Source organism: Picosynechococcus sp. NKBG042902, from assembly GCF_963864045.1.
GTDB lineage: Bacteria > Cyanobacteriota > Cyanobacteriia > Cyanobacteriales > MRBY01 > MRBY01.
In genome coordinates this window covers 32,984-59,710 of the sequence record NZ_CAWLTV010000076.1, presented here as the reverse complement: position 1 = coordinate 59,710, position 26,727 = coordinate 32,984, and the positions used below count along the sequence as shown (strand labels likewise).

Sequence of the window (26,727 nt, the reverse complement as noted above, 5' to 3'; positions counted from 1 at the left end):
TTTTCAGGGGAGTCGGCATCTATAATAAACATCGGTTCGCCATTCTGTTTCACCCCTAGCGGCACAATCTCACCCACCATGAAAATTGCCAAGAACATTACCGAATTAGTAGGAAAAACGCCCCTTGTGCAGTTAAATCGTATTCCTGAGCAGGAAAATTGTGTTGCCCAGGTTGTGATCAAATTAGAAGGGATGAATCCAGCCGCCTCCGTTAAAGACCGCATTGGCGTCAACATGATCGAAGCTGCCGAAGCCGCTGGGGAAATTACCCCTGGTAAAACGATTTTGGTGGAACCGACTTCCGGGAATACAGGCATTGCCCTAGCGATGGCCGCCGCCGCCAAGGGTTATCAGTTAATTTTGACGATGCCAGAAACCATGAGTATGGAGCGACGGGCCATGCTCCTCGCCTATGGAGCACAACTCGAACTGACCTCTGGGGATGCGGGCATGAGTGCTTGTATCACCAAAGCCCAGGAAATCGTCGATACCCTGCCCAATGCCTATATGTTGCAGCAGTTTAATAATTTGGCGAACCCCGATGCCCACCGTAAAACTACAGCCCTCGAAATTTGGGAGGATACGGAAGGGAAAGTCGATATGATCATTGCTGGAGTTGGTACCGGTGGCACAATTACCGGAATCGCCGAGGTGCTAAAAAAATATAAGCCCGAATGCCAGGCGATCGCCGTTGAACCAGCCAATAGCCCCGTACTTTCTGGTGGCAAACCCGGCCCCCACAAAATCCAAGGCATCGGCGCGGGCTTTGTCCCCAGTGTGCTCAATCAGACCGTCATCGATGAAGTGGTGACGGTGACCGACGAAGCCGCGATTAATTTTGGCCGTCGCTTAGCTAGGGAAGAAGGTATTTTATCGGGCATTTCAACGGGGGCCGCCCTCTGTGCCGCGATCAAGGTTGCCCAACGTCCAGAAAATAGTGGCAAACTCATTGTTGTGATTCAACCAAGCTACGGGGAAAGGTACCTGAGTACTCCCCTTTATCAAGATCTCCCTGCCAACGTGATTCATTCGGTTTGAACTCGTTTTTCCATGCAAAAAAACCCTCTACATTGCCAGAGAACATAGAGGGATTTTGAATTTTATTTAATGATTGACTCAATCGAGGCGAATCATCTACTTAATAAACAGCATTTCCTGGTAGGTAGGCAGGGGCCAGAAGCTGTCTGGTAGTTCATTTTCCAACAGATCTGCGTAGCTACGAACCTCATCCATCAGAGGACGAATGGTGCTCGCGCAATAGTGCATGTGCTCTTCTGTGGAAGCAAAATCTTCTTTTTCAAAGGCAGCACTGAGCTTTTCGGTAGCAGCCATCAGGTCATTGGTGAGACTAGAAACAGTTTCTGCACTTTTCTTCTCGAGGGAAATGCCGAGATTCACAAGGGCAGTGATGGTACCTGACAACTTAGACAGGTATTCTACAGCGGCAGGATAAACCATGGTTTTTGCCATGTTCATCACCAGCTTGGCTTCCACTTCGATGGATTTGATGTACTGCTCGGCGTACACTTCAAAGCGGCTTTCAAGCTCCACGGGGGTCAAGACTTTGAGTCGGTCAAACAACGCTCCAACTTCTGCTTCCTTGAGCACAGGTAGGGCATCCGCCGTCGTGGGTAGGTTACGTAAACCGCGCTCTTCAACGGCCATCCGGTGCCATTCTTCGGAGTAGCCATTGCCACCGAAGATCACAGAACCATGTTCGTTCATGATTTCCTTGAGAACTGTGAGGATGGCTTCGCTGATTTCTAATCCCTTTGCTAATTCACTCTCAAGGCGATCGCCAATCCACTCTAGGGAATCGGCCAAAATCGTATTGAGTGCCACCAAAGGCCCAGACACAGACTGGCTAGAGCCCACAGCCCGAAATTCAAAGCGGTTCCCGGTAAAGGCAAAGGGAGAAGTCCGGTTGCGATCGCCCGCATCCTTGGTCAGTTCAGGCAGTACCGCCACACCGAGATCCATAACGCCTTTCTTCTTCGACTCAGAAACAGTGCCATTTTTGATTTGTTCAAAAACTTCCTCCAACTGAGAACCGAGGTACACAGACATAATGGCTGGGGGGGCTTCATTGGCACCAAGGCGGTGGTCGTTACTGGCATTGGCAATTACCGCCCGCATTAAAGGCCCAAACTTATGGACACCACGGATTACCGCCCCACAGAAGACGAGGAACTGAGCGTTGTCATGGGGAGAATCGCCCGGATCCAGCAGGTTACCCTGGGTTGCATTCCCCACAGACCAGTTCACGTGCTTACCAGAACCATTGATCCCGGCAAAGGGTTTCTCGTGGAGCAAGCACATAAAACCGTGCTTTTTCGCCGTGGTCTTGAGGGTGGTCATGATCAACTGTTGGTGATCGCTGGCCACGTTTGCCGCTTCAAACACAGGCGCAATTTCAAATTGACCCGGTGCCACTTCATTGTGACGGGTTTTTGCGGGGATACCGAGCTTATACAGTTGCGCTTCCACATCCTGCATAAAGATTTGTACCCGCTCAGGGATGGCCCCAAAGTAATGATCATCAAATTCTTGGCCCTTAGCCGGAGACTTACCAAAAAGGGTACGACCAGCCAAGAGAAGATCCGGACGTTGGTGGGCGAAGTTAGAGTCAACGAGGAAATATTCCTGTTCTGCCCCACAACTGGAATTGACCCGGGCGATTTCGGTGTGACCCAACAGTTTTAAAACTTTCTGGGCTGCCTTATTCATGGCATCGATGGAGCGCAGTAGGGGCACTTTTTTATCGAGTGCTTCCCCGGTCCAGGAGACGAAAACGGTAGGAATACAAAGGGTCGAACCATTTTCGGTTTCCATGATGTAGGCCGGACTGGTCACGTCCCAAGCCGTATAACCCCGTGCTTCAAAGGTGTCACGGATCCCACCGTTGGGGAAGGAAGAACCATCGGGCTCCCCTTGTACCAGTACCTTACCGGAAAATTCGGAGATGACTTTTCCATCGCTCTGGACAGAGACGAAACCATCGTGTTTCTCTGCGGTGAGGTTGGTCATCGGGTAGAAGACGTGGGCGTAGTAGAGAGCGCCCTTAGACATCGCCCAATCGCGCATCGCTGTGGCCACAGCATCGGCCACGGAAGGGTCTAGTTTTTCACCAGAAGTGATGGTGTTTTTGATAGATTTAAAAACGGCCTTTGGGAGACTGGCCTGCATCTTACTCAGATCAAAAACATTAGTAGCCCAAGCTTCTTCGAGCTTAATGGGCGGTTCACACTTGATGGGGGTACGATTGGTAATTTGCTGAATCGCTTGAACACGGGCGGCGTTTCCAGTCATAGGTTTTTCCGTAGATCTAACCGCACCATACTACCCAAGACTAATCCTAAAAACAGATAAGATCTATACAGAAATCGAATTCACTTTTGTTTTTTCATCTGCTTTTTGGGGGATTTTTCCAAGCCCAATACCACTGGATCACAAGTTTTTCTAATTCTACCCAAACAAAGAGTAGGGTACTGACCCCCAAACAAATTAACAGTTGCTGGCCAGAGAGACGTTGGGTATCGAAAAATAGCCGTAGGGGTTCGACATAGATCAGCATGAGTTGGAGGATTGTTGTGGCGGCCACGGCAATGATTAGGTAGGGATTCCTTAGGGGATTACTGGTTAGGGTCAGTTGGGTGCGGGAACGGACGGCGATCGCATGGCCCATTTGCGAAAGACAGAGGGTCGTGAAGACCATGGTTTTCCAATTATCGGGGTGGGCATTGTAGCTATAGGCCATGAGAGCAATGCTGATCACGGAGAAAATCAAGCCAATGCGCAGAATATAAGCGCCTAGCCCCCGCGCAAAAATACTTTCCTGGGGATTAAAGGGACGGCGTTGCATCACATCAGGTTCAGCGGGTTCGATGGCGAGGGCCAGGGCGGGTAAACCATCGGTGACGAGGTTCATCCAGAGGATTTGCAGGGGAATGAGGGGCACTTCGGATAAACCGATCAAGGGAGCAGCGGCAATGGTAATTACTTCGCCAATGTTGCTACCGAGAATGTATTGGATAAAGTGACGAATATTCGTGTAAACGACCCGGCCTTCTTCGGTGGCGGCGACAATGGTGGCGAAATTATCATCAAGGAGCACCATGTCACTGGCTTCTTTACTGACATCGGTGCCCGTGATGCCCATGGCAATACCAATGTCAGCTTGCTTGAGAGCGGGGGCATCGTTGACCCCATCTCCGGTCATGGCGACAAATTTACCGCGACTTTGGAGAGCCTGGACGATGCGCAGCTTATGTTCTGGGGCCACCCGTGCATAGATACTCACGGTTTCGACCATGGCTTCTAGATCGACCTGGGAAAGTTTACTAAGCTCTAACCCTGTGAGGGCCTTGGCGTCTGGGGTCGCAATGCCCAATTGTTGGGCGATCGCCTGAGCCGTAAGTTGGTGATCACCGGTGATCATCACGGGCCGAATCCCGGCGGCACGACATTTCGCCACGGCCTCTTTGACTTCCGGACGGGGCGCATCCATCATCCCCACTAGGCCCAGCCAAACCATTTCCTGTTCCGCATTTACCTCGGCTTGGGCTTCTGGTACATAGGTTAAGCAACGTTGGGCAAAGCCCAAAACCCGTAAACCTGCCTGGGCCATTTCATTGTTGCGCTGGAGAATCGCGGCCCGGTCTTCTGCTTGGAGGGGAAAAATACCTGTGGCGGTTTGGTAGGTTTGACAGCGCTCCAGCACCAACTCCGGCGACCCCTTGCAGCAGAGCAAATAAGCTGCCGTTGATTCAGCTTGGTCAGGGTTTGGCATGGCGCAAATAACGCTCATACGTTTGCGTTCCGAGGAAAAGGGAAATTCTCCCAAGCGGGGCCATTCTTTCTGGAGAGCTTCAGCAAAAAGATCCCCTTTGCCAGCCAGACTCAGTAAAGCCCCTTCTGTGGGGTCGCCAATAATCAGCCAATCCTGGTCGTCTTGTTTTAAAACGGCATCATTGCAGAGGACACAAGCCCGTAATAATTGCTGCACTTCGGGATGTTGAGTTGGATTGAGGTTTTGATCCTGGGACAAAAATTCGCCAATGGGGGCGTACCCTTCCCCGGTAACCCGGAGGGACTGGTCTTGGGTTTCTAGGCGCTGTACCACCATTTTGTTCTGGGTGAGGGTACCCGTTTTATCGGAGCAAATGGTATCGACAGAACCAAGGGTTTCAACGGCAGGCAGTTTTCGGATCAGGGCCTGGCGTTTCACCATGCGCTGGGTGCCAATGGCGAGGGTAACGGTGATAACAGCGGGCAGACCTTCTGGGACGACGGCCACGGCCATACTCAGGGAAACTTCGATTAATTCTTTGATGCGACTAAAATTACCCACCTGGAGGCTACCGAAAACCACCACCAAAATCACGAGGATAAGTGAGCCGGTGACTAGAATTTTGCCGAGGTGGGCCATCCGCTTTTGGAGAGGGGTTTGGCTAGCTTTGACGCTTTGGAGCATTTGGGCAATCTTGCCGAGCTCGGTGCTCATTCCAGTGGCAGTGACCAAGATCTTGCCCCGGCCTTGGAGGACTTCTGTGCCTGAAAAAACCATATTTTGGCGATCGCCTAGGGGCGTATCCGCCGCGAGCCCCACTGGACAAATCCTTTTGGTGACGGGGTTGGCTTCTCCGGTTAAGGCTGACTCGCGCACTTGGAGCTGGGCCGCTTCGAGGACGAGACCATCGGCACTGAGTTGGGAACCAGCTTCGATAAACATCAGATCCCCGGGCACCAACTGGGCCGCTTTGACTTCAGAAAATTGCCCCCCACGACACACCCGCACCTGGGGAGAAGACATTTTCTTGAGGGCGGCCAGGGCTTTTTCGGCGCGACTTTCCTGCATGAATCCCAACAGTCCATTGAGAACCACAATGGCCATAATGGCGATCGTATCCTTGAAGGGAACCGTTCCTTCCGGTAAGGCATTGGCACGGAGTTCCACAAAATCAATTACCCCAGAAATTAGGGCCACGACAATCAACATGATCAGCATCACATTTTTAAACTGATCGAGGAAAATTTCCCAAGTATTACGCCCCCGACCAGCTTCGATTTCATTGGGGCCATAAAACTGTTGACGTCGTTCTACCTCTGGCCCTTCTAGGCCCTGTTGTTCATCTGTTTGAAATACTTGGAGGACATGGGCGATCGCCTGATGGTGCCAAGGGGCCGCTGGGTCTGGTAAAGAAGTCTTTTCGTGGAGATCACTCACAATCACAATCCAAAAAAAATATCGCTCAAATATTATCCGTAATCATAAAGGTTATCGCTCGAATATTGCTTTAAACTGGCAAAAATTATGAATTTTTGTTATACTATTAGTAGCGGTCATTTTTCGACAGTAGCAAGACAAAATGTAACGGCTTTTGGCGAGAGTCAAGCAGGTAATAGAAGTTGTGAAATAATAAAAGTAAGGGACTTTGTATTCTGTATCAGAATTGATTTTTCGCTAAATTTTTTGGGGCAATAATCGACTGTGACGTCAGCTCCAATGATGTGAACAAGTACCCGCCGAAAGCCGATGACCTAGGCAACAAAAAGACCGTCGAAAAACTGGCTCGGTTTTGTGCAAAATTGGCAGGAGGAAATCAATATGAAACGCCTATTATTAGCCCTCGCAACCCTCACAATGCTCTTGGTAATCGCCAAGCCAGCTAGGGGCGAGAACCCAGACCATGTCAAACGTCTGTTGGAAACAGGTGCCTGCCAAGGCTGTAACCTCATTGGCGCGGATCTCAGGGAAGCGCACTTAATTGGGGCCGATCTGCGGGATGCGAATCTCAGTTATGCCAACCTCGAAGGGGCCAACCTCGAAGGAGCCGATTTAACTGGCGCGAACCTTTATGGGGCCGACTTTACCGATGTTTTTCTGACTAACGCGGTCTTAAACTATGCGCGAATCAACCGGGTAAATTTCACCGCAGCACGGATGTATGACACCCATGTTTTTGGGGCTGTAATGGAAGATTTAACCTTAACCGATGCGGAATTGTTTAATACCGATATCAGCGTTGGTGGTAGCTACGAAGACTTTGAATTGCCCGAACAACAATAAAGAGTAATCTGCTATTGTCCTTTCAAGGCTGATCGGCGAAAGGCACCATGGCAAGCTCCCGAATATTTTCTCAGAAAGATTTTTATCTACTCGGCATTTGGGTGGGGTTAGGAACGTTATTGCGCTTCTGGAACCTCACCCTTAAGTCTGTGTGGGGAGATGAGTGGGCCACTTTAGTCTTTAGCTTGGGCCATGGTTTCCGGGAGATCGCCTTAGACCAGTTAATTTCTGCGGATCTTCTCCTGGCACCACTCCGCTATGAAACTGGTACGAATCTTGCGACAGTCAGCGAGATGCTCCTCAGTGAGAGTAACCATCCGCCTTTGTACTACTGGCTGACCCACCTCTGGCTCGATTTGTGGAGTACAGATGGGGAATTAATCAGTATTTTTGTGGGGCGATCGCCGGCTGCTTTTTTTGGGGTTTTACTCATTCTGGTGGTGTTCGGGGTGAGTGCTTGGGTTTTTAAAAATAAATGGGCGGCCCACGGTGGGGCGATCGCCATGGCCCTGTCCCCCTACGCCGTTTATCTTTCCCAGGAGGCCCGTCACTATACCCTGGCCATGATTTGGATGACCCTGTCCTATGGATGCGTTGCGAAAATCATTCAAGCTCAACAACGATCACAAAAAATTCCGTTTCAAGTGTTATTAGGCTGGCTAATTGTAAATACTTTAGGGGTAGCCAGTCATTATTTCATGGTGCTATCGCTCTTTGCGGAAGGACTCGTTTTACTCTTTTGTTATGGTCAGGATTTAAGAAAAAATTGGCCCCAAAAATCTCTTGCAAAAATCTTTTTCCCAGGCTATTGGCAACGGATTTTTTGTGGGGCGATCGCCTCGGCAATTGTCGTTTTTCTGCTGCTCAACCACTGGCAAAGCCAAAATAATGACGAACTGATTTCCTGGCTCAATCAAGACTACGGTTGGGGGTTGGAAAATCTGCTGCCACCGCTCCGTTCCTTGGGGTGGGCCTTGGGGATGATTTTTATGCTACCCATCGAAGCAGATCAAACTTGGTTAGTGGTGGCCGCGGCGATCGCCCTTTTGCTGATTTTGCTCTGGTTTATTCCTAATCTGACGGCGGCATTCCAACAAGGCTGGGCACATTTAGAAGTCAAAATTTTTACAGGCATTATTATTGCGAATCTGGTCACAATTCTTGGCATTACCTATGTTCTGAAATTGGATATTACCCTAGCTCCCCGCTACCATTTCATTTATTTCCCAGCGTTAACGATTCTATTGGGATTTTTCCTGGCGCAGATGGGGCAAAATATTGCCTGTTCTAAGTTATTCTGGCCCCAAAATTGTCGTCTCAGTGCCCTAATGATTGTGGGTTTAATGGGTTTAAGTAGTTTGTGTGTCAATGTCGATCTTGCTTACCGGAAACCCGAAAATAATCAGGCGATCGCCCAAATCCTCCAACAAAATTTAGACTGGAATGACCCTCAAATTTTTGCGACCCATTACTACGAAATTGCCGTAACCCGCACCCAGATGGGCCTTGCCTGGGCTTTGCATCACCTCGATCCCAGCCTGCAACCCCGGTTTTTAATTCTCGATAACTTTTTCAAACAGGATACAGCCGCCAAAGTCCTTGCTGAAACTGCGACTCAGCTCACGACACCAACCCAGATCTTGATGTTTAATACGCATTTTGCGCCCCCAGAATCCATCTGTCCGTTGCAACCAGAAGCAGGGCAAAAAGTGACTGGATATCGCTATCGTTTGTATTTTTGCGATCCTTCTTCTAATTAATTTCCCCATCACCAAAAAAAAGAGACCTACCCGTGGTAAGTCCCTTGTCAGTTAAGTTAGATATTTTGAAAAACCAAATGAATCTTAGGATTCAAACAAGACGTTAGGCTGCCGCTAGGTTAGCCGCCACAAAATCCCAGTTCACAAGACTGGTGAGGAAGGTGTTGATGTAATCGGGGCGACGGTTTTGGTAGTCGAGGTAGTAGGCGTGTTCCCAAACGTCCATGGTGAGGAGGGGAGTTTGGCCTTCGGTCATGGGGTTGCCAGCGTTGCCGGTTTTAGTGACCTTGAGGGTGCCATTGTCGAGGACGAGCCAAGCCCAACCACTACCAAACTGGGTGCCACCAGCGGTTTTGAAAGCCTCAACGAATTTATCGAAACTACCGAAGTCGGCGTTGATTTTGTCGGCGAGGGCACCAGTGGGTTGACCACCGCCACCGGGCTTCATGCAGTTCCAGTAGAAGCTGTGGTTCCACGCTTGGGCAGCATTATTAAACAAACCTGCTTTGGCGGGATCTGCAGCTACGGCTTTGATTACGTCTTCGATACTTTTGCTATCCATGTCGGTGCCAGCTACGGCATCGTTGTACTTGGAGACATAGCTCGCATGGTGCTTATCGTGGTGAAATTCTAAGGTGCTCTTCGAGATGTGGGGTTCGAGGGCAGTGTAATCGTAGGGTAATGCAGGTAGTTCGTATCCCATGGTGGTGTTTTCCTCGTTGGAGTTTGCAGGATGCTTCAGAGATTTCCTATCTCAGGAAGATTCTGAAGTGAGAGTTGTTCGTAGAACGTACTGATTGAGATCTTAGCATGAACATTTACCGACCCTGGGTAGAGACATCCGCACCCTGATCCGCTGTGGGGCGATCGCCAAAACCTGATTTTTTACTGCGACAGTTGGGCACAATGCACCACGACAAAAGACCCCTGGGCGATTGGGCACCAGAGGTCTTGGATTTTCTGAAGATAGTTTTTTCGATGGAGATAACCGGACTCGAACCGGTGACTTCTTGCATGCCATGCAAGCGCTCTACCAACTGAGCTATACCCCCTTAGGCACGGATAATATATTGCCCTAACTATTTTAGGCTTGTCAAGCTTTGGGGGAAAAAGTTTTGGCTCGCCCTAGCTCATTTGGGCTTCGGGGACGGTTTGCTGATGGTTTTGGGTGATTTCGACATAGATATGTTCGAGCTGAATGCCTTGGCGGGCAATGGAATCGATGGGAATGCCCTGAAAAATATCGAGAATGTCTGAAAGTTCTAGGGCTTCTGGTAGCCAAAAGGCGAGATCGCCACCATAGTCCCGTTGGGTAAAGCCGGCGGCGGTGCCTTTGGCGATCGCCCCTTCTCTGTCCGTCGTTTGCAGCAGGACAACTTCCTTGGCGGGAATCCGTTGGCGTAGTTCCGGAAGCGTCCCCTCGGCGATAATTTGTCCCCCTTTCAGAATGCCAATGCGCTGGCAGAGTCGCTGGGCTTCGTCTAAAAGATGGGTTGTCAGCAAAATCGTCATGCCTTCATCCCGGAGCCGCTGGATCAGTTGCCAAATTTCATAGCGGGTTTCGATATCTAGGCCCGTGGTCGGCTCATCTAAAATCAGCAATTGGGGTCGGTGCATCAGGGCAATGGCAATGTTCATCCGCCGTTGCATTCCCCCACTGAGGGTTTCTACGGGGGCACCGTGGCGATCGCCAAGTCCTACAGCCTCTAGACAAGCGCCGATCTGCGCCTGACAATCCTGTTTCGACAGCCCATAGATGCGACCATAAAACCGGAGATTTTCTGCACAGGTCAGGGTTTTGTAGAGCAAATTTTCTTGGGGGGCGACACCGATAATCTTTTTCGTGGCTTCAGAAAGGGGAGAAGCGGCGATTTCAATGGCACCACCGTCAGCCTGGAGTAAATTACACAGGATATTAATGGTTGTGGTTTTCCCGGCTCCGTTCGGCCCCAGGAGGCCATAAATTTCCCCGGTGTCGATCCACAAATCGAGGCCCTGGAGCACCGGGCGTTGGCCATAGGCTTTTGTGAGGTTGTTAATTTTCAACATAGGCGATCGCCTTTTTTCCCAATCTTAACCGTTGGGGAATTTGAGGGGCTATAAGTCCCGCGCTCTATCGCTTCGATGAGCGCCGGAATACTTCGGCAAGAGTTCGGCGAGGCTCGCTCACTCGAGCTGCTCAGTAACAACATGGACTCCTCAAGGTTGCTGAGTGGGGTTCGATGCCCTCGAAGCAGCCAGATTCGGTAGCCTTTTGATATGGTCTCGAATCAGTTCAGCGCTAGAACTCCCCCGTTCTTCTGGATTTCGCTCTAATTTGTCCAATTCTTGCTGAGTCAATCGAACTCGAAAAACTTTATTTCTTGCTATTGTTGCAGTCTCCTTGTACTACAATGACTGTATCAGCTAACCACTGACTAGATTGACTCAAACAAACACGTCTTAGTAGCGTGGTGAACAGCGCAAACTCTAGGAACGGTATTGAACCTTGATAATTGGTAGGGCGTTGCATCAGGAAGAATGACAATACTGTCTGAAGCCACTGATGCGTAAAACCAATTTGGTTGCGTTGTACAGAACTTTGGTTCCTTGTACATAGTCTCCGTGGGGCATCAGGAGACTCTAAACTGCCTGTGGACGTATCCATAACGGAGAATGGCAACATTCTAGGGAGGACGGATGAAGCAGGAAATTGATCGAGAGCGATCTTGAGAAGCCCGCTCTGTATGCGTAAGCATCAGAGTCGGGAGTATGTCACCCTTGCTCTGGTACACCGAGGGTTGTGACATAGAGCACCGCCTCATCATCGGGAATGCCGAGCACCTCATTAACTTGATCATCAAAGAAGCCTCCAATGCCACTGACCCCCAAGTCTAGCTGGATTGCGGCAAGGTTTAAACGTTGTCCCAATTGGCCTGCATCCATGTGTAAGTATCGATAGGCGCGATCGCCATAGCGACTGACTGCTGCCCCTAAATCTGCCGTGTGAAAGACCAAGGCCGCCGCATCTCGACCTAAATCTTGACCTAAACAAAGGTAATGCAACTCTTCGCGAAAATTTTTAAAGCGTATTTGCCGCAGTGCCTGGGCCTTAGGCGCATAGTAATAGCAACCTGCCTCTAAACCCTCGACCCCAGAAACCGCCACAAAGGTCTCGATCAAACTCAAGTCAAAATAGTCCGGATCGCCTAGTAGACCCTGTTCTCCATAGTCCTCAGGATGATAGGTAAAGTGGAGTATCAGTTGCAATTCTTCGAGGGTGAGGTCTTCCCCGGTGTAGGCCCGGGTCGAGCGCCGTTTTAACAGGGTTTCTTCTAAATCCTCCTGGTCTTCGCCCCAGTCAATGCGCTGACGATAACGATTTTCGGCATCAGTATTTGCGAGGGAAACCTTTAAGCAAAATGGAAAATTATATTTATCTTCCAACAGATTCGGTTGGTGGGGGGGCACCGAAGCCTTGGCCTGAATCATCGAAGCTTCATGGAGGGCTTTGAGTAGCTCGTCCTCTGCCAAATCAGGGTAATTGAAGGCCACCGGGGAAGGTAGGGCGGTTTTACCGTGACTGGTCGCTTGGGGTTGTGGATTGAGGGCCATAATGCTGGTCACGGCTTCTGTTTCGCCATCAAGATAGAGGAGTTGATTCATCAGGCGATCGCTAAACCCACCGATGAGATGGGGGCGAAATCCATGGGCTGTGGCCGCCAAGTTCACATTGCCTAGCAAATGGCCCGTATCTAGAAAAATGCGACGGTAAGCCCGGGCTTCATAGCGCCAAGCCGAGCGATAAAAAATTGCTGTCGTTACCAGCGCTAATTGGGTCTTTTCGAGGGCGGGATGGCGAAAGCAAGCTTCTTGGAGATTGACCCAACAATGGTTATCCCAAAAGCGCAGCAAGGTATGGGTTTGAAGCTGGTAGTGATAAAGGCCCGCCGGGAGCAATTCAGTACCCCGGGAGATGAGATATAGTTCTGCCGGATACAGACCTCCCGCTGAAGGAGCGGTTCTCAGGTAAACAAAATCTCTCCCAAAGGTTGGAATTTTAGCGGTCAGTCCATAGCTCAACAATAGTAAATAGGATAGGTTTTCCCACTGGGGCTCATTGCGGTCAAGTTCTAAATAGGGCTTGAGATCGTAACTGGTGCCAATTTTGTAGCCTTTGAAGGGACTCGGCTGCTGGGACCAGTCTAGGGATTTGCCCCGCTTGGAGAGAGTTTGGGGATCGTATTTGGTGCGTTGGTGATAATGGGCTGAGAGGGGTAAAGATCGGCTCATTTTTTCCCGAAAGCAAGAAAACTCTTCCATTATCCCCCTTGCTTCCCCCTTGACGGAAACTTTTTTCCCGGCGATCGCTTCTTTAGGTAGCATGAAAGGCAAGGCGATCGCCCTTTGGAGTTTTCGGTTATTGACTATGAAAATCACTGCTTTACGATCGATGCTGCTACTTGGTTTGTTCAGTAGTGGTGGCATCCTGCTTGCTCCCTCCCCCAACCAAGCCCAGACCCTCCTGGCCCAAGGAAATCTTACCCTTGCCTTTGGCCTGAACCAAGCCAAAAATCTCGCCCGCCAAGCCGCAGAGGATGCCAATGGTGGCCTGAGTCAATATCGGGCCGAACCTTCCATGCATGGTGATCCCTTGGCGTCCCCCTATGTGGACAATGGCGACGGCAGCTATACTTTCACCTTTCGGGGACGGCAACCGGCATCCACGGATTATGTCTACGAAACCGTCGTAACAGTCACTGACGATGGCACCGCAACCATTGATTACAACGGGCCAATTCGCTCTGATAATTTCAACAGCACCAATATCACTGCGGCGAGCCTCGACCTCAACCAGGCGAAGAACCTCGCCCGCCAAGCTGCTGAACGGGAGAATGGTGGTTTGAGTCAATATCGCGCTGAACCCTCCATGCATGGTCTAGCAGAGCAATCTCCCTACGTTAGCAACGGTGACGGCAGCTATACCTTTACCTTCCAAGGCCGTCGTCCCGAATCCCTTGATTACACCTACGAAACAGAGGTCAAGGTGCTGACGGATGGGAGTACCCAGATTCTTTACAATGGCGACGTGCGTACCAGTGACAGTAGCGTAGATTCCGGCGCGACTATTGTTGATCTCAATCAGGCGAAGAACCTCGCCCGCCAAGCTGCAGAACAAGAAAATGGCGGTTTGAATAACTACCGGGCTGAACCGACAATGCACGGCAATCCCAATGAGTCTCCCTATGTACTAAATGCCGATGGGAGCTACACGTTCACCTTCGAGGGGCGTAGACCCGGCTCCGTTGACTACACCATTGAAAGCGTTGTGACTGTTACCCCCGATGGCACCGTAACCATCAACTCCAACACGAGTCTGTAAACGGCCCATTTCACTGGGAAACAATTAACGGCGAGACCTTCCCAGGGAGGCCTCGTTTTTTTGTGTCGGGGCTGTCTTGATGGAAAATTGCTTACAATTTCTAAACTCCCTTCAACAATGTCTTGTCTTGGCCATGGCTACCTTGAATTCAGTGCCTTTATTGCAAGATCCTGAGCGATTGCAACAACGTCTCCGGGAAATTCCAACGGAGCCTGGGGTTTATTTTATGCACAGTCGTCAGGGAGATATTCTCTACATTGGCAAATCCAAAACCCTGCGGAATCGGGTGCGGTCTTATTTTCGTGATGCCCGTTTGCATTCGCCCCGCATCGAAATGATGGTGCAGCAGGTGGCGGACATTGAATTCATTGTCACGGATACGGAAGCGGAAGCCCTCGCCCTCGAAGCAAACCTGATTAAGCAGCACCAGCCCTATTACAACGTGCTGCTCAAGGATGACAAGAAATATCCCTATGTATGTATCACCTGGTCGGAGGATTATCCGCGTTTTTTTATTACCCGCAAACGCCATCTAGGGAACAAGGGTGATCGCTACTATGGTCCCTATGTGGACACAAGGTTACTGCGGCATACTCTGGGCTTAATGAAACGGATTTTTCCGTTGCGGCAACGGCGACAACCGCTGTTTAAACATCGACCCTGTTTGAACTATGACATTGGTCGCTGTCCGGGGGTTTGTCAGCAGCTGGTTTCTCCCCAGGAATATCGGCAGACGGTACAAAAGGTGGCGATGGTCTTCCAGGGGCGCAGTGGTGAACTAATTGAAACTTTAACGACCCAGATGGCCCAAGCCGCCGAAAATTTGCAGTTTGAGAAGGCGGCCCAAATCCGCGACCAAATCAAGGCAATTGGTGCGCTCAATGCCGATCAAAAGGTGAGCTTACCGGATGATCGGGTGTCCCGGGATGCGATCGCCTTGGCTGCCGATGAACGTCACTGTGCGATTCAACTTTTTCAAGTGCGGGCGGGACGACTGGTGGGAAGATTAGGCTTTTTTACGCCCCTGCCGGAGAATTTGGGGCCAGATTTAACGGTGGAATATGGCAAAATCCTCCAGCACGTTTTGGAAGCCCACTATGCCAATGTGGATGGGGTAGAAATTCCAACGGAAATTTTGGTGCAGTATCCCCTCCGGGATCAGGAATGGTTAGGGCAATTTTTAGGCGATCGCCGGGGCAGTAAAGTGCAAATTCTCCAACCCCAACGGCAACTGAAGGCGGATTTGATCGCGATGGTAGAACGCAACGCCCAATACGAACTAAGCCGCACCCAACGCACCGTCACCAAGAATTTAGCGGCTCTCGAAGATTTAGCGAGTCTCTTAGATTTACCAGAGCTGCCCAAACGCATCGAAGGCTATGACATTTCCCACATTCAGGGGTCGAATGCGGTGGCCTCCCAAGTGGTTTTTATCGACGGCATTCCTGCGAAACAGGACTATCGCCACTACAAAATTAAAAATCCTGAGATTCACATTGGCCGTTCCGATGACTTTGCCAGCATGGCGGAAATTATGCGGCGGCGCTTTAAAAAAGGCTTGGACAAAGACTGCCCCGATTTGATCATGATTGACGGCGGCAAAGGCCAATTATCCGCAGTCATGGGAGTTTTGGAGGAACTGAACCTCGCTGATAAATTAAACGTAATTAGCCTCGCCAAAAAACAAGAGCAGGTCTATCTGCCCTACGAATCCAATCCCCTTAAAAGTGAAAAGGAACAGCCTGGCATTCAACTTCTCCGCCGGGTGCGGGATGAAGCCCACCGTTTTGCTGTCAGTTTCCATCGCCAACAGCGTCTCAAATCCAGCAGGCGATCGCAATTGGATGACATCCCTGGTTTAGGCCACCACCGCAAAAAACAACTCCTCGCCCATTTCCACTCCCTCGACTATCTCCGGGAAGCGAAACCCGAACAAATCGCTGAGGTCAAAGGGATTGGGCCGCGTCTTGCTGAGGAAGTTTTCCGCTATTTTCACGCGAGTGATTAAAGGGCAAAAATTTCGAGGTTTTTCCAGGAAGCTAACTGCTTAGGTTTCGTTGCCATAGGTCGCTAACCATTGATCTAAATCAGCACGGGACTGCATATCCAATAACGCTTCCCCCAGAGCCTCCAACTGCAACCGAGACAACTGGCGCAAACGTTTGAGTACAGCAGCATCTAACAAACCAAGACGGCGGGATAAGAGTTTTGTGAGTAATGTGAATTCTCCCTCCTCAATCCCCTGCTGTAATCCCTGTTGTAAACCTTGTTGAAGTCCCTGTTGTAAGCCTTGCTCTACCCCTTGGGCGATACCCCGATTGAAAATTTTTTGATAGATCACCGATTCCTGCATAAGTTCCTCCTGGAAAAATTGCTCGATCATCGCATCTGTAAACTTAATCCCAGCTAAAATTTGCGTTGCAGCCTTGAGATTTAATTGTTCTGTCCTGTCTTCAATCCTATCCAATTGCTGACTGACTTGCTGCAACAGTTGTTCGGGAGCCTGGGTTTTTGCAAGAACCGCCAAAGGCAACAAACTCGGCAACTCAAAAAAGAGCTGTGGTTCTAGCTCCCAGAGCCGAATCACCCGGTAGCGATGAGTGGTCTGTTGTTGTTGAAAATAATCCTGAAACACTTCGGGCATCGTAGTGGGCTTGAGAAAAATAACGATTTGCTCAATCTCAAGGCGATAACGCCGATAAAGCCTCACCCAATAGTCCAACATCCGCAGGGGCATTGGTGGGTTAGAAGTAGCCACCGTTTGAAATTCAAGATGGAGAATTTTGCCAGCAGCCTCCAAGAAAAACACCCCATCCGCCCGAATTGGTTCAAGGTTCAATTCCGTATTAAGAAAGCTCACACTCTCAAGGGCTGATTCCCCCAGAAGCCAATGAACAAAAGGATGGGGATCTGTTTCCAATAAAAACTTGAGAATGTTGTCGTAGCTCATTTCACCGAGGAACGATAGACGTTCTTAACCACATCGCTGAGGCGGGCCATTGCGGTTTCAATTTCACTATCGGTAGCTGTCAAGCTAATGCGGAGACATTGTTGTTTGTGGGGCCAATCTTCGCGCAAGCCTGGAAAAAAGGGACTGCCGGGCACAGCAATCACGCCCACTGCTTTTAGTTCTTGGTACAGTTCCCAGTCGGTTATCGGCAACTCATCAAACCACAACCAAGCAAAAATCGCCCCTTCGCCCCGGTGGAGGTACCAGGGCACGTCCTTGGGCATGGTGCGATCTAAGGCCGCTTCCAGGATTTGGATTTTGTTTTGGTAATAGGGCCGGATCACCGTTTCAGCAATATTGGCCAAAGCTCCCGATTGAATCGCCCGGGCGGCGATCGCCTGACCATAGCGCGACGAATGAATGCAAGCATTGGTGAGAAAAGCCTGTAAAACCCCGATAAAACGCGGTTCCCCAATGGCAATCCCTACCCGTTCTCCCGGCAAGCCCGCTTTAGAGAGGCTCAGGCAGTGGATCACGTTACCGCCAAAGAGGGGTTTCATCTCCGTGAAATTCAGGGCTGGGAAAGGAGGGGCATAGGCCGAATCAATAAATACTGGCACATCATGGACGGCAGCCAGATCAGCAATCTTTTCGGCTTCTTCGTCGCTGAGGACATTTCCCGTGGGATTACAGGGGCGCGAGAAAATTACACAGCCGGTATTTTCATCAATATTAAGCTGACTAAAATCGGGGCGATATTTAAAGCGGTGGTTCGCCTGGTCAATGTCGAGGCTTGGTTTAAAAGCGCGGATGGCCTCTGGGTATAAACTCACGCCCCCATAGCCAGTGTAGTCGGGGCTGAGGGGAAGAATGATCGATTTCAGTTGGCCGACATTATCATATCCACCAAAGGCATTGGCCGCGAGGAAATAGAGGGACTGGGAACCGGGGGTGATGAGAATATTTTCGCCCGTTAAGTTCAGGCCATAGCGTTGGTTAAAATCGGTGGCGATCGCCTCAATCAGGGGTTCATAACCCTGGGACGATCCATAGCGACAAACCACTTCCCCATATTCCGGACTATTGAGGAGATCATTGGTGCAATCGCGCCAGAGCCGTTCCACTTCCGGGATAATCACCGGATTGCCCGCACTGAGGTTAATAAAATCTTGGCCTGCCCCTGCTTTTAGGGTATCGATGATGTCTTTCATGATCGCCCGCACGCCGGTTAAACGCGACATTTGCGTCCCAAATTTCGATAACAGAGGTGCCTGAGACATTGTTATTTAAGTGGCCTGAAAATTGAACTTTTTCATCTTACCGTTTCTCCGAAATTCTTCCGGGTTTTTGATACAAGACATCAAAATTATCTGGCTTCATTGCGAGAAAGGTTTCGGCTTCCAAGTTCGTCATTAATGGCTTGAGACTTTCCGTGAGAACGCCTTGGGGATAGGTGCGGTTTGGGCTTGGGTTTGGCGATCGCCCCATGTTCAAAAAAGCAGCTTGTTGGGTCGGGGTCGTTGCTGCGGTAGAACTGGGTGCCTGGGGTAAGCGACTGAGAAATCGTTCTAATTCTGGAGAAATCGTTTCCGTGAGGCGCAGCTTGATCGCCCCCTGGGATAGGGATTGCACATAGGCTCCCGTGAGAAACTGTTGGTAGTTTTGCCCCCTAGTTTGGTGGCGTGCCAAAAAGCTCAAGCTTACCCCCCGCACCATTTGTCGGACTGGTTCCGCTGCGTTGCCCATTACCTCTGGCACCAGGGTACTTTGGGCTAAGGCACTGTCGCGATTGCTGACATCGGTGACGCTCATGTGGGTTGCGCCGTCGGCGACGACGAGATACTTTTCACCGCCTAACTGCTGGAATGGTTTCAACTGGTGAGCCAAGCTTGGGGTTACAGTGTCTTTTGTGCTGGCAACAATCAAGGTCGGAATTTTGATTTTTTCTAAACCCTGCTCCCCAAAAATTTGATCGCTGAGGGGATTAAGGGCGATCGCCTGCTTGACCCGCTCATCCCGCAAATTCAACTGGTCATAGGGCAGTTTTGCCGCCGCACATTGGAGCCAGTCCCCTGGTGCTCTGGTTAAGGGGGTTGCCCGCTGGCAGTGGGCGCGGATAGCAATAGGATCGACAACTCCTCCGGCGATCGCCAAGGCTGTATAGCCCCCGAAAGAATGACCAATCACCGTCACATTGTCCGTCGCAAAGCGGGTTGTGAGGGTTTGATCCTGGTTGAGGCGCTCCAGTTGATCCAGCACAAATTGAATATCCTTGGGCCGATCGACAAATTCCGTCGCCGGGAGCAAAGTATCGAGATTTAAGCCCGGATTGAACAGTGACTGAATATTACTGCCCGGATGATCGAGGGTGACGACAGTATAACCATGGGAAGCCAGATGCACCGCCAAATAATCGAGAAAATGACGATTTGCCGCAAATCCATGGGACAAAACCACCAACTGAGACTGGGATTGAGGACTATCAAAAATATCAATGGGAATCGTGCGATCGCGCCTTTCATCTTGCAGAATTAAGCTTTGACGCCGCACCGTTTGGGAGCCGGGGGCCGTGGGGTTCAGGTTTGCGCGTTGGAAAATCTGCGGTTCCGTACTTTCGAGGGCGTCAGTTACCCTGGGGGCAAGCAATTGATTCTGAATATTCGGTAAATTGAGTTGCAACAAGAGGCTGGCCACCGCCGTGAGATCAATGGTCAGCTCCTGCTTGGGGTAAGCCTGCAACAAATTCAGAGCACTAATTTCGACCCCCTGACCCAACACCAGATTTACCGTCGCCTGGAGATCCTGGACAGAAGTTCCCGGTAGAGCCGTTTGAATTTGCGCCAGGATTTGTTTTCCGGTGGGCGATCGCCACAACTGATCAAAAAACTGATCCGCCATCTCTGGTTCAATTTCTAAGCGTCGCTGGAGAAATTTCTGCAAATTACCATCCAAAAACATCCCGTAGGGTCGGAGGCTTTGGGGAACTTGACCCGTTTCCGCAAAGATTTCTAAATCCCGCAATTGTAAAGTTTGTTGAAGTGGCCCTAATTTTAGCCGGAGGGTTTCAGCGGCGATCGCCTTTTCACTGGTTCCCCAGCCCAAACACAGGAGGCCAGCAATGCCCCATACCTTCAGATTTCGCAACTGCTTTTGCATATCTATCCAAATTTAATGACTATCCCCAGCCTTGCCCAGACCTGCCTTCATCTTAGAAGTTCCCAAAACAAAACCACCCCTCGATTAGAGTAGGTGGTGTCTCAACAATTAATTAGAGCAAATGGTGCATCTAAACCGCAGAGCCTACCCCTGCATATGCACCGTAGAAAAAGATACCGACAACCGCAATGACGCCCATACCAGCGACAACTGCAACGATCCAAAGTGGGATTTTTCCGCCTTCAGACATGAGAACAACCTCCGAAAAAAATAAATTAAAGGGCTGAAATTAAAGGGCTGCCAGCTTAGTTAAAGAAGTAGCTGGAAAATAGAATACCGAGCACAGCAATCAGGAGTAAACCCAGATACAAAGAAGTCCGGTTTAGTTCCACAGGCTGTCTGTTGGGATTTTGATTTCTTTCCATCGGAAGCTCCTAACGTTGAATAAACTGCATAGCGGCGATCGCCCCTAGGAAGAAAACCGAGGGTACAGCCAGGGTGTGCACCGCCAACCAACGGACGGTAAAAATCGGATAAGAAACAGGTTGGTTAGGACCGCTTGTCATAATACAAAACCTTTTAGTGAATACAGCAAAGAAAAACGCGCGTTACTTAATTGTTAAACTCATTGATCTGATCAATCGCTTTGTAACGATCAGTCACAATGGGAATCTCTTGACGAGTTTCAGTAAAGTATTGGTCAGGACGGGGTGTCCCGAAAGTATCGTAAGCCAAGCCAGTGCTCACAAAGAGCCAGCCAGCAATAAATAACATCGGAATGGTGATGCTGTGAATAACCCAGTAGCGAATACTGGTCACAATGTCAGAAAACGGGCGTTCTCCGGTAGAACCTGCCATGCGACTATTCTCCTCTCAATTGTTAATGAAAAAAAACTTATTAAACAAATTAGCCTATATCATACGGAATTAACAGACACTCCCACAATAGAATGGGTTGCCCTTAGGCCGCTTCCGTGGATGTATCGTACCGTAAAATCACCCCCTGTTGCCCAAGGATGAAGCCTTTATTCTCATTTAAGAAAACGACCCGGTAAAAGTTTGTCGGGATCTCTTCTAGGGCAGCGTCCCGGAACCAAGTGTCGCCACCATCTTTACTCACAACAACACTGCCACTACCACCGACGGCCCATAGTTCTGCGGGGGTACGATAGCCAATGTGCAACAAACCAACACTGTTGCGATACTGCGGTGTCACCGGTTCGCTCCAGGCTTCTGCATTGTCTGGATTTGTATCGTCGCTAAATTGCACAACTCCCCCACGGGCTAACAACCAGAGCTTATCTTCGCCATTAAAGCCCATGCTCTGGAGGCGACGGGAAGAATTCCGGTTATGGGGCGTCCATTCTGTGTCCCCAGGCGACCAAGTGGAATAAAAATTACCCCGGGCAGAAACGGCCACATACTTACCATCAGCAGAGCGTTCAATGGTGCGGGCAACGCCAACGGCACCTTCGACAAGGGCTTTCCAGTTTTTGCCACCGTCGGTGGTTTTGTAAATGGCCCCAAGGTCGGTGACCATTTCGGCGGTGTTTGGCCCTAGGGCGGTGATGTTGTAGGGGGCACCGGGTAATTGACTGCTGAGGGCGATGCGACTCCAGTGCTCACCACCATCGTCGGTGTGGAGCAGGATCGAAGGCCGTCCGGTAATCCAGCCTTCTTGGCCAGAGAAGCTAACACCGGTAAAACTTTCTTTTTCGTCACCAAGATCAATAACTCGCTCGGCCCAGGTTTTGCCGCCATCGGTAGTTTCAAAGAGGGTTTCTTTGGTACCGACAAGCCAGCCATGTTGGAGGTCGTCAGTAAAAGCAATGTTGGCAAAGGTCGAATCGGTATTTAAGTCGATTTCTTGCCAGGGATTTTCGCTAATGGTCGGTGCCTGGACACAGCCGATGCACAATACCAAAACGGCGATCGCCGCAATGGCTTTTTTTAAGGGTTTTAATAGACCTAAAACTGAAGTCATAGCGCAATATAAAAGCAATAAAAGTAAAAATTTGGAATTAAGACAAGGCTTTGCTATGGGGGTCTTTAGTCCAGACCATAAAGGCTCAGGAAGAAAAGGATTGCCAAGCCCATGGCCCCAAAAATGAGTAGGTTTTTTTGGTTGGAGCTGAGATTATTCACGCCAAAACCATATTTCAGATTTTCTTCAAAACCTGAGGGGGCATCCGCTGCACCAATATTGCGAAATTGGGCGCGATCAACGCTACAAACAGGACAGTTCCAAATGAGGGGCAGATCTTCAAAGGCGGTGCCCGGTGGCGTGTTGGTACGGCTTTCTCCCTTTGCAGGGGTGTAAATGTAACCGCAGCTGGGGCATTCGTAACTGGCGGGAGCCTTTTCGGCGAGGGTTTTTTCTATGGGGCGATCGCTCATCGTTCAGAGGGTATTTGACTAGCAAACCAAGGAAGTAATTATGAAAAATTATGACATAATCCGTAAACTTTCTTTAATTTATGAATCTGGCCAGCGGTATAAAGTGCAAAGTCAGCTTTTTCGTTTGCGGCGATAGATCCGGAGCAGTCACCACGGGGAAAGGCGATCGCCCTAGGGACAAATTAGGGGAGAAGCTATACTTTGATTAATTTTATGGCATTGCTGCAGATCCCTCCGGGGCAAGCTAGAACGTCCGCATGACAGATTCTTTTGATCTTACGTTGCAAATTATCATCACCGTCTTTGCGGGCATTAGTGCCCAGGTGTGTGGTGAGTTTTTAAAGATTCCGAGCATTGTGCTCCTCCTGATTTTTGGCATTGCCCTGGGGGGAGATGGCTTTGGGATCTTGCATCCGAGTGAATTTGGCGTCGGCCTGGAGGTCTTGGTCGCCCTAGCGGTGGCCGTCATCCTGTTTGAGGGAGGGTTAAATCTCAAACTCAAAGAATTAAATGAAGTTTCCGGGAGCCTCCGTAACCTCGTCACCATCGGTACTTTAATCACTTTGGTGGGGGGAGGTCTTGCGGCCCATTATCTCGCTGAGTTTCCCTGGGCGATCGCCTTTTTGTATGCCTCTTTGGTGGTGGTGACAGGGCCGACGGTGGTGGGGCCGCTCCTGAAACAAGTGGCCGTTGACCGTAAGGTGGCAACCCTCCTGGAGGGAGAAGGCGTACTGATCGACCCAGTGGGGGCCATCCTGGCGGTGGTGGTGCTCGATACGATTTTGAACGTGGATGCGGGCCTGGGAGAAGTGGCCAGTGGTTTGGCTCTCCGTTTGGGGATCGGGGCAGTTATTGGGGCCGCTGGTGGCTGGCTCATGGGTCAATTTTTGCGCCTAGCGAACTTCCTGTCTGAAGATTTAAAAAATTTGTTGGTGCTGGCGGGAATCTGGGGCCTCTTTGGTTTTGCCCAGTCGGTGCGAGGAGAATCGGGCTTAATGACAGCGGTGGTGGCAGGGATTGTCCTCCGGGCCTTTTCCATCCCAGAAGAGCGGCTACTACGGCGGTTTAAGAGTCAGCTCACGGTTCTTTGTGTGTCTGTTTTGTTTATTTTGTTGGCGGCGGATTTGTCCATTGCCAGTATTTTTGCTTTGGGTTGGGGGAGTTTCTTTACAGTGGCGGTGCTGATGTTTGTGGTACGCCCCATTAGCGTTGCCCTTTGTACAGCCAATAGCGATCTAGATTGGAAGCAGAAATTTTTTGTTGCTTGGGTTGCACCACGGGGCATCGTCTCGGCCTCGGTCGCCTCTCTATTTGCGATTATTTTGACGGAAAAAGGGTTTAATGGTGGGGCTTCCATTAAGGCCTTGGTTTTTTTGACAATTTTGATGACGGTATTTATCCAAGGCTTGTCGGCCAAATGGATTGCGCGGCAGTTAAAAATTACCTCCATTGAGGCGCGGGGAGCGGTGATCGTTGGTTCTAGTCCCCTCAGTCGCCTGTTGGCCCAGCTGTTTCAGCAGCAGGGGGAGTCGGTGGTGATCATCGATACAGACCCCAAAGCCTGTGAAGCGGCCCGCACGGAGCAGTTGGAAGTGTACCAAAGCAGCGCCCTAGATGGAGATGTGCTAGAGGAAATTGGCATTAGCTCCATGGGAGCCTTTGTCGCCCTTACCACCAACGGAGAGGTCAATTTAGTGTTGGCCCAGCGGATCATGGAAGAGTTTCATCCGCCGAGGGTAGCGGCGTTTTTTGAACAGGGGGATCCGGACAATGCGATCGCCAACAAGGGCAAAATCAGTCAGGTCTTTGGGGGCGGCTTTTCTGTCAAAGTTTGGAATCAATATATCCTCGACCAACAGGTCAAATTGGGAAAAACAACCATTGGCCCCAGGGATAAAAACCAGACTTTACCCTTCCAAACCCTCATTGATGCCGGTAAATTTTTGCCCCTGCTCATCCGTCGCCAAGCCAGCCTCATGATCGTGCGATCGCTAGAGGATCTCAAGGCCGAAGACGAACTTATTTACCTCCTCTATGACCCCCGGCCCCAGCTTCTAAAACGACTTTCGGGGGGAATGCAAGCGCCGCGTCTTCTCCTGGAAACATTACCGGAAGTGGAAAAATTACCCCGCTCTCCCCAGGCGATCGCCCCGACTGCCCTGCCTGAGCTTCCAGAGAACAGTTAAAATAGGGTCATGTTCAGCCCATAGATTGTGTGGAAATCATCGAGCAGCCATGACACAAACAACTACTGCCCCCGGCATCCAACTCACTGAAACCGCCCTCAAGCACGTCCTGATGCTCCGCGAACAACAGGGCCAAGATCTCTGGTTACGGGTGGGTGTGCGCCAGGGGGGATGTTCGGGAATGTCCTACATGATGGACTTTGATCGCCCCGACAATGTCAGCGAACATGATGAAGTATTTGACTACGAAGGCGGTTTTAAGATCATCTGCGATCGCAAAAGCATGCTTTATCTCTATGGCCTCGTCCTGGATTACAGCAATGCAATGATTGGCGGTGGGTTCCAGTTCACCAACCCCAATGCCAACCAAACCTGTGGTTGTGGGAAATCTTTTGGGGTTTAATAGAAAATCGCGTCTTTGCCCCTCATGCGGTCGGCAAGGTGCCTGTTTTTTATGAGCCCGAATGACAACTATGACCGAATTAACCATCGAACAACGGTTTGAAGCTGGTTTTAAGCGTTACGATGCCGGCGAGTCCCCGGATGCCCTGCTGCCAGAATTTATCGAAATCTGTCGGCTCGATCCGAAAAATGCCGCCGCCTGGAGCTGTGTGGCTTGGTTACATTTACTCCGGGGGAAAGCAGACCTCGCCCTCCCTGCCGCCCAACGCAGTGTCAAAATTGACCACCGCAATCCCCAAGCCCATGTAAATCTTGCCCTCGCGCTCCTTGGTACTGGGGGTAAAGGGGTACGCAAGCACATCGAACTGGTGCAAAAGGTGATGGATTTCAGTGAAGAGGTGCGCCAAGATATTTTTGAAAATATTGACGATGGCCTCACGCGGAGACCAGATTGGAAAGAGTTGGCCAAGGTGAAAAACTGGCTGTCTGAGTAAACAACAGTAGAGGTGATTATTGGCGTGAAGCATTATTTTACCGGCCTAACCGCAGATCAGTTTCGCCATCCCCTAGATCAAGAAGCCACTGCCGCCCTCCGCCGCCTCCCTGGTTTGGATCTGTTGGTACGCTCTTTTTTGGGGTCAACGGCAGAGCAGATTTTTCAGTTCAATAATCTCGCGTCGAGCATTTTGGTGGGCGATCGCCAACTGCCCCACCTCCATCACCTCCTCCAGGAAGCCGCCCAGGTACTGGATCTGACGCCGCCGGATCTCTACATCCAACAAAATCCTGTGCCCAATGCCTATACCTTTGCCATGCGGGGCCAAAAACCCTTTATGGTGATCCACACGGCCCTGGTCGAAATCCTCACAGAAGCAGAACTCCAGGCGGTTATGGCCCACGAACTGGGGCACCTCAAGTGCGAACATGGCGTCTATCTAACCCTGGCAAATCTGCTGATGCTGGCCACCAATGCCCTCCCGGTGTGGGGAAGCCTGCTTTCCCAGTCTCTGCAAAATCAGATGTTGGCCTGGTTACGTTGTGCGGAACTGAGTTGCGATCGCGCCGCTTTTTTGGTGAGTCAGGATCCGAAAATTATGATGTCGGTGCTGATGAAATTAGCGGGAGGCTCGCCGAGTTTGGCCCCGTTGTTGAACCTGGATGCGTTCATGGAACAGGCCAAAACCTACGAACATTTGAGTCAAAATCAGTTGGGTCAACTGTTGCAGGAAACTCAAACCACCCAACTCACCCATCCCCTGCCGGTGGTGCGCGCCCAGGAAATCTGGCGGTGGGCGAGTTCCCAGGAATATTCCCTCTTGCTTCAAAACAGAGATTCAGTTTATAATCACGAAGGTTCATCCAAGGGCGGATGGCGAAATTGGTAGACGCACCACACTCAAAATGTGGCGACTTCGGTCATGGGGGTTCAAGTCCCCCTCTGCCCA

Annotated in this window: 23 protein-coding genes and 2 tRNA genes; 10 read left to right on the top strand and 15 right to left on the bottom strand. The window is 50.4% G+C overall.

Annotation, left to right across the window (positions count from 1 at the left end; all coding sequences use genetic code 11):
• Window positions 1-78: 78 nt before the first annotated feature.
• Entirely contained in the window at window positions 79-1,038 is a 960-nt protein-coding gene (cysK, locus tag AACR41_RS14230; protein ID WP_030006050.1) for a cysteine synthase A, read from the top strand.
• Window positions 1,039-1,134: 96 nt separating this feature from the next.
• Here cysK and AACR41_RS14225 read toward each other — a convergent pair whose 3' ends face one another.
• Together AACR41_RS14225 and AACR41_RS14220 are read right to left on the bottom strand one after the other, a co-directional pair.
• Entirely contained in the window at window positions 1,135-3,309 is a 2,175-nt protein-coding gene (locus AACR41_RS14225) for a glutamine synthetase III family protein (RefSeq protein ID WP_030006049.1), read from the bottom strand.
• Window positions 3,310-3,403: 94 nt separating this feature from the next.
• The gene (locus AACR41_RS14220) at window positions 3,404-6,226 is read right to left on the bottom strand and encodes a cation-translocating P-type ATPase (RefSeq protein ID WP_045441466.1); all 2,823 of its coding nucleotides are present in this window, start codon (window positions 6,224-6,226) and stop codon (window positions 3,404-3,406) included.
• A gap of 381 nt (window positions 6,227-6,607) precedes the next feature.
• On the opposite strand from AACR41_RS14220, the gene AACR41_RS14215 reads away from it, so the two are divergent.
• Both AACR41_RS14215 and AACR41_RS14210 read left to right on the top strand, forming a co-directional pair.
• On the top strand, window positions 6,608-7,069 hold the full coding sequence (locus tag AACR41_RS14215) for a pentapeptide repeat-containing protein (RefSeq protein WP_030006047.1): 462 nt from the start codon (window positions 6,608-6,610) through the stop codon (window positions 7,067-7,069).
• A gap of 47 nt (window positions 7,070-7,116) precedes the next feature.
• Entirely contained in the window at window positions 7,117-8,829 is a 1,713-nt protein-coding gene (locus tag AACR41_RS14210; protein WP_030006046.1) for a glycosyltransferase family 39 protein, read from the top strand.
• A gap of 103 nt (window positions 8,830-8,932) precedes the next feature.
• Here AACR41_RS14210 and AACR41_RS14205 read toward each other — a convergent pair whose 3' ends face one another.
• The 4 genes from AACR41_RS14205 to AACR41_RS14190 form a co-directional block, all read right to left on the bottom strand.
• Window positions 8,933-9,532, bottom strand: coding sequence for a superoxide dismutase (locus AACR41_RS14205; RefSeq protein ID WP_030006045.1), 600 nt, complete (start codon window positions 9,530-9,532; stop codon window positions 8,933-8,935).
• 276 nt (window positions 9,533-9,808) lie between these two features.
• Window positions 9,809-9,881 (bottom strand) — tRNA-Ala (locus AACR41_RS14200).
• Window positions 9,882-9,954: 73 nt separating this feature from the next.
• Window positions 9,955-10,878 (bottom strand): ABC transporter ATP-binding protein, encoded by a 924-nt coding sequence (locus AACR41_RS14195; RefSeq protein WP_030006044.1) that lies wholly within the window; start codon window positions 10,876-10,878, stop codon window positions 9,955-9,957.
• A gap of 705 nt (window positions 10,879-11,583) precedes the next feature.
• Window positions 11,584-13,101, bottom strand: a complete 1,518-nt coding sequence (locus AACR41_RS14190) for a SagB/ThcOx family dehydrogenase (RefSeq protein WP_030006043.1) — start codon at window positions 13,099-13,101, stop codon at window positions 11,584-11,586.
• A 49-nt stretch (window positions 13,102-13,150) separates the two neighbouring features.
• Between AACR41_RS14190 and AACR41_RS14185 the strand changes: the two genes are divergently transcribed.
• Both AACR41_RS14185 and uvrC read left to right on the top strand, forming a co-directional pair.
• Window positions 13,151-14,191, top strand: a complete 1,041-nt coding sequence (locus tag AACR41_RS14185; protein ID WP_052349584.1) for a hypothetical protein — start codon at window positions 13,151-13,153, stop codon at window positions 14,189-14,191.
• A gap of 133 nt (window positions 14,192-14,324) precedes the next feature.
• A complete protein-coding gene (uvrC, locus tag AACR41_RS14180; protein WP_030006042.1) occupies window positions 14,325-16,199 on the top strand; it encodes an excinuclease ABC subunit UvrC in 1,875 nt (624 codons plus the stop codon).
• Window positions 16,200-16,238: 39 nt separating this feature from the next.
• On the opposite strand, the gene AACR41_RS14175 is transcribed toward uvrC, so the two are convergent.
• From AACR41_RS14175 to AACR41_RS14135, 9 genes are all read right to left on the bottom strand, one after another.
• Window positions 16,239-17,141 carry an Rpn family recombination-promoting nuclease/putative transposase gene (locus AACR41_RS14175; RefSeq protein WP_030006041.1) on the bottom strand — a complete coding sequence of 301 codons (903 nt, stop codon included), beginning with the start codon at window positions 17,139-17,141 and terminating at the stop codon, window positions 16,239-16,241.
• Window positions 17,138-18,421 carry a valine--pyruvate transaminase gene (locus AACR41_RS14170; protein WP_030006040.1) on the bottom strand — a complete coding sequence of 428 codons (1,284 nt, stop codon included), beginning with the start codon at window positions 18,419-18,421 and terminating at the stop codon, window positions 17,138-17,140. Before AACR41_RS14170 ends, AACR41_RS14175 begins: the two co-directional genes overlap by 4 nt.
• 37 nt (window positions 18,422-18,458) lie before the next feature.
• On the bottom strand, window positions 18,459-20,297 hold the full coding sequence (locus tag AACR41_RS14165) for an alpha/beta hydrolase (protein ID WP_045441438.1): 1,839 nt from the start codon (window positions 20,295-20,297) through the stop codon (window positions 18,459-18,461).
• Window positions 20,298-20,427: 130 nt separating this feature from the next.
• Complete coding sequence (locus tag AACR41_RS14160; RefSeq protein WP_012305869.1) at window positions 20,428-20,547, bottom strand: photosystem II reaction center protein J; 120 nt, start codon at window positions 20,545-20,547, stop codon at window positions 20,428-20,430.
• Window positions 20,548-20,602: 55 nt separating this feature from the next.
• Window positions 20,603-20,722, bottom strand: a complete 120-nt coding sequence (locus AACR41_RS14155; RefSeq protein ID WP_012305868.1) for a photosystem II reaction center protein L — start codon at window positions 20,720-20,722, stop codon at window positions 20,603-20,605.
• A 9-nt stretch (window positions 20,723-20,731) separates the two neighbouring features.
• Entirely contained in the window at window positions 20,732-20,863 is a 132-nt protein-coding gene (gene psbF, locus AACR41_RS14150) for a cytochrome b559 subunit beta (protein WP_012305867.1), read from the bottom strand.
• A gap of 46 nt (window positions 20,864-20,909) precedes the next feature.
• A complete protein-coding gene (psbE, locus tag AACR41_RS14145) occupies window positions 20,910-21,155 on the bottom strand; it encodes a cytochrome b559 subunit alpha (protein WP_012305866.1) in 246 nt (81 codons plus the stop codon).
• Between the two features lie 103 nt (window positions 21,156-21,258).
• Window positions 21,259-22,281 carry a photosynthesis system II assembly factor Ycf48 gene (locus AACR41_RS14140; protein ID WP_012305865.1) on the bottom strand — a complete coding sequence of 341 codons (1,023 nt, stop codon included), beginning with the start codon at window positions 22,279-22,281 and terminating at the stop codon, window positions 21,259-21,261.
• A gap of 65 nt (window positions 22,282-22,346) precedes the next feature.
• Entirely contained in the window at window positions 22,347-22,694 is a 348-nt protein-coding gene (locus tag AACR41_RS14135; protein WP_012305864.1) for a rubredoxin, read from the bottom strand.
• A gap of 257 nt (window positions 22,695-22,951) precedes the next feature.
• On the opposite strand from AACR41_RS14135, the gene AACR41_RS14130 reads away from it, so the two are divergent.
• The 5 genes from AACR41_RS14130 to AACR41_RS14110 all read left to right on the top strand — a co-directional run bounded on the left by AACR41_RS14130 (window position 22,952) and on the right by AACR41_RS14110 (window position 26,727).
• Complete coding sequence (locus AACR41_RS14130) at window positions 22,952-24,880, top strand: cation:proton antiporter (RefSeq protein ID WP_030006038.1); 1,929 nt, start codon at window positions 22,952-22,954, stop codon at window positions 24,878-24,880.
• Between the two features lie 49 nt (window positions 24,881-24,929).
• Window positions 24,930-25,283 (top strand): HesB/IscA family protein, encoded by a 354-nt coding sequence (locus AACR41_RS14125; RefSeq protein ID WP_030006037.1) that lies wholly within the window; start codon window positions 24,930-24,932, stop codon window positions 25,281-25,283.
• 70 nt (window positions 25,284-25,353) lie between these two features.
• The gene (locus tag AACR41_RS14120; RefSeq protein WP_012305861.1) at window positions 25,354-25,776 is read left to right on the top strand and encodes a tetratricopeptide repeat protein; all 423 of its coding nucleotides are present in this window, start codon (window positions 25,354-25,356) and stop codon (window positions 25,774-25,776) included.
• Between the two features lie 15 nt (window positions 25,777-25,791).
• A complete protein-coding gene (locus tag AACR41_RS14115; protein WP_030006036.1) occupies window positions 25,792-26,667 on the top strand; it encodes a M48 family metallopeptidase in 876 nt (291 codons plus the stop codon).
• A tRNA-Leu gene (locus AACR41_RS14110) sits at window positions 26,646-26,727 on the top strand. The genes AACR41_RS14115 and AACR41_RS14110 overlap by 22 nt, the downstream gene beginning before the upstream one ends.

What these genes read in the sequence shown, in the direction of transcription:
- AACR41_RS14155 (WP_012305868.1), bottom strand. Translation starts at nt 20,722, where the DNA reads ATGGAAAGAAATCAAAATCCCAACAGACAGCCTGTGGAACTAAACCGG.
- AACR41_RS14215 (WP_030006047.1), top strand. Translation starts at nt 6,608, where the DNA reads ATGAAACGCCTATTATTAGCCCTCGCAACCCTCACAATGCTCTTGGTA.
- AACR41_RS14205 (WP_030006045.1), bottom strand. Translation starts at nt 9,532, where the DNA reads ATGGGATACGAACTACCTGCATTACCCTACGATTACACTGCCCTCGAA.
- AACR41_RS14210 (WP_030006046.1), top strand. Translation starts at nt 7,117, where the DNA reads ATGGCAAGCTCCCGAATATTTTCTCAGAAAGATTTTTATCTACTCGGC.
- uvrC (WP_030006042.1), top strand. Translation starts at nt 14,325, where the DNA reads ATGGCTACCTTGAATTCAGTGCCTTTATTGCAAGATCCTGAGCGATTG.
- AACR41_RS14160 (WP_012305869.1), bottom strand. Translation starts at nt 20,547, where the DNA reads ATGTCTGAAGGCGGAAAAATCCCACTTTGGATCGTTGCAGTTGTCGCT.
- AACR41_RS14120 (WP_012305861.1), top strand. Translation starts at nt 25,354, where the DNA reads ATGACCGAATTAACCATCGAACAACGGTTTGAAGCTGGTTTTAAGCGT.
- AACR41_RS14165 (WP_045441438.1), bottom strand. Translation starts at nt 20,297, where the DNA reads ATGCAAAAGCAGTTGCGAAATCTGAAGGTATGGGGCATTGCTGGCCTC.
- AACR41_RS14225 (WP_030006049.1), bottom strand. Translation starts at nt 3,309, where the DNA reads ATGACTGGAAACGCCGCCCGTGTTCAAGCGATTCAGCAAATTACCAAT.
- AACR41_RS14130 (WP_030006038.1), top strand. Translation starts at nt 22,952, where the DNA reads ATGACAGATTCTTTTGATCTTACGTTGCAAATTATCATCACCGTCTTT.
- AACR41_RS14125 (WP_030006037.1), top strand. Translation starts at nt 24,930, where the DNA reads ATGACACAAACAACTACTGCCCCCGGCATCCAACTCACTGAAACCGCC.
- AACR41_RS14170 (WP_030006040.1), bottom strand. Translation starts at nt 18,421, where the DNA reads ATGTCTCAGGCACCTCTGTTATCGAAATTTGGGACGCAAATGTCGCGT.
- AACR41_RS14135 (WP_012305864.1), bottom strand. Translation starts at nt 22,694, where the DNA reads ATGAGCGATCGCCCCATAGAAAAAACCCTCGCCGAAAAGGCTCCCGCC.
- AACR41_RS14175 (WP_030006041.1), bottom strand. Translation starts at nt 17,141, where the DNA reads ATGAGCTACGACAACATTCTCAAGTTTTTATTGGAAACAGATCCCCAT.
- cysK (WP_030006050.1), top strand. Translation starts at nt 79, where the DNA reads ATGAAAATTGCCAAGAACATTACCGAATTAGTAGGAAAAACGCCCCTT.
- AACR41_RS14195 (WP_030006044.1), bottom strand. Translation starts at nt 10,878, where the DNA reads ATGTTGAAAATTAACAACCTCACAAAAGCCTATGGCCAACGCCCGGTG.
- psbE (WP_012305866.1), bottom strand. Translation starts at nt 21,155, where the DNA reads ATGGCAGGTTCTACCGGAGAACGCCCGTTTTCTGACATTGTGACCAGT.
- AACR41_RS14190 (WP_030006043.1), bottom strand. Translation starts at nt 13,101, where the DNA reads ATGAGCCGATCTTTACCCCTCTCAGCCCATTATCACCAACGCACCAAA.
- psbF (WP_012305867.1), bottom strand. Translation starts at nt 20,863, where the DNA reads ATGACAAGCGGTCCTAACCAACCTGTTTCTTATCCGATTTTTACCGTC.
- AACR41_RS14140 (WP_012305865.1), bottom strand. Translation starts at nt 22,281, where the DNA reads ATGACTTCAGTTTTAGGTCTATTAAAACCCTTAAAAAAAGCCATTGCG.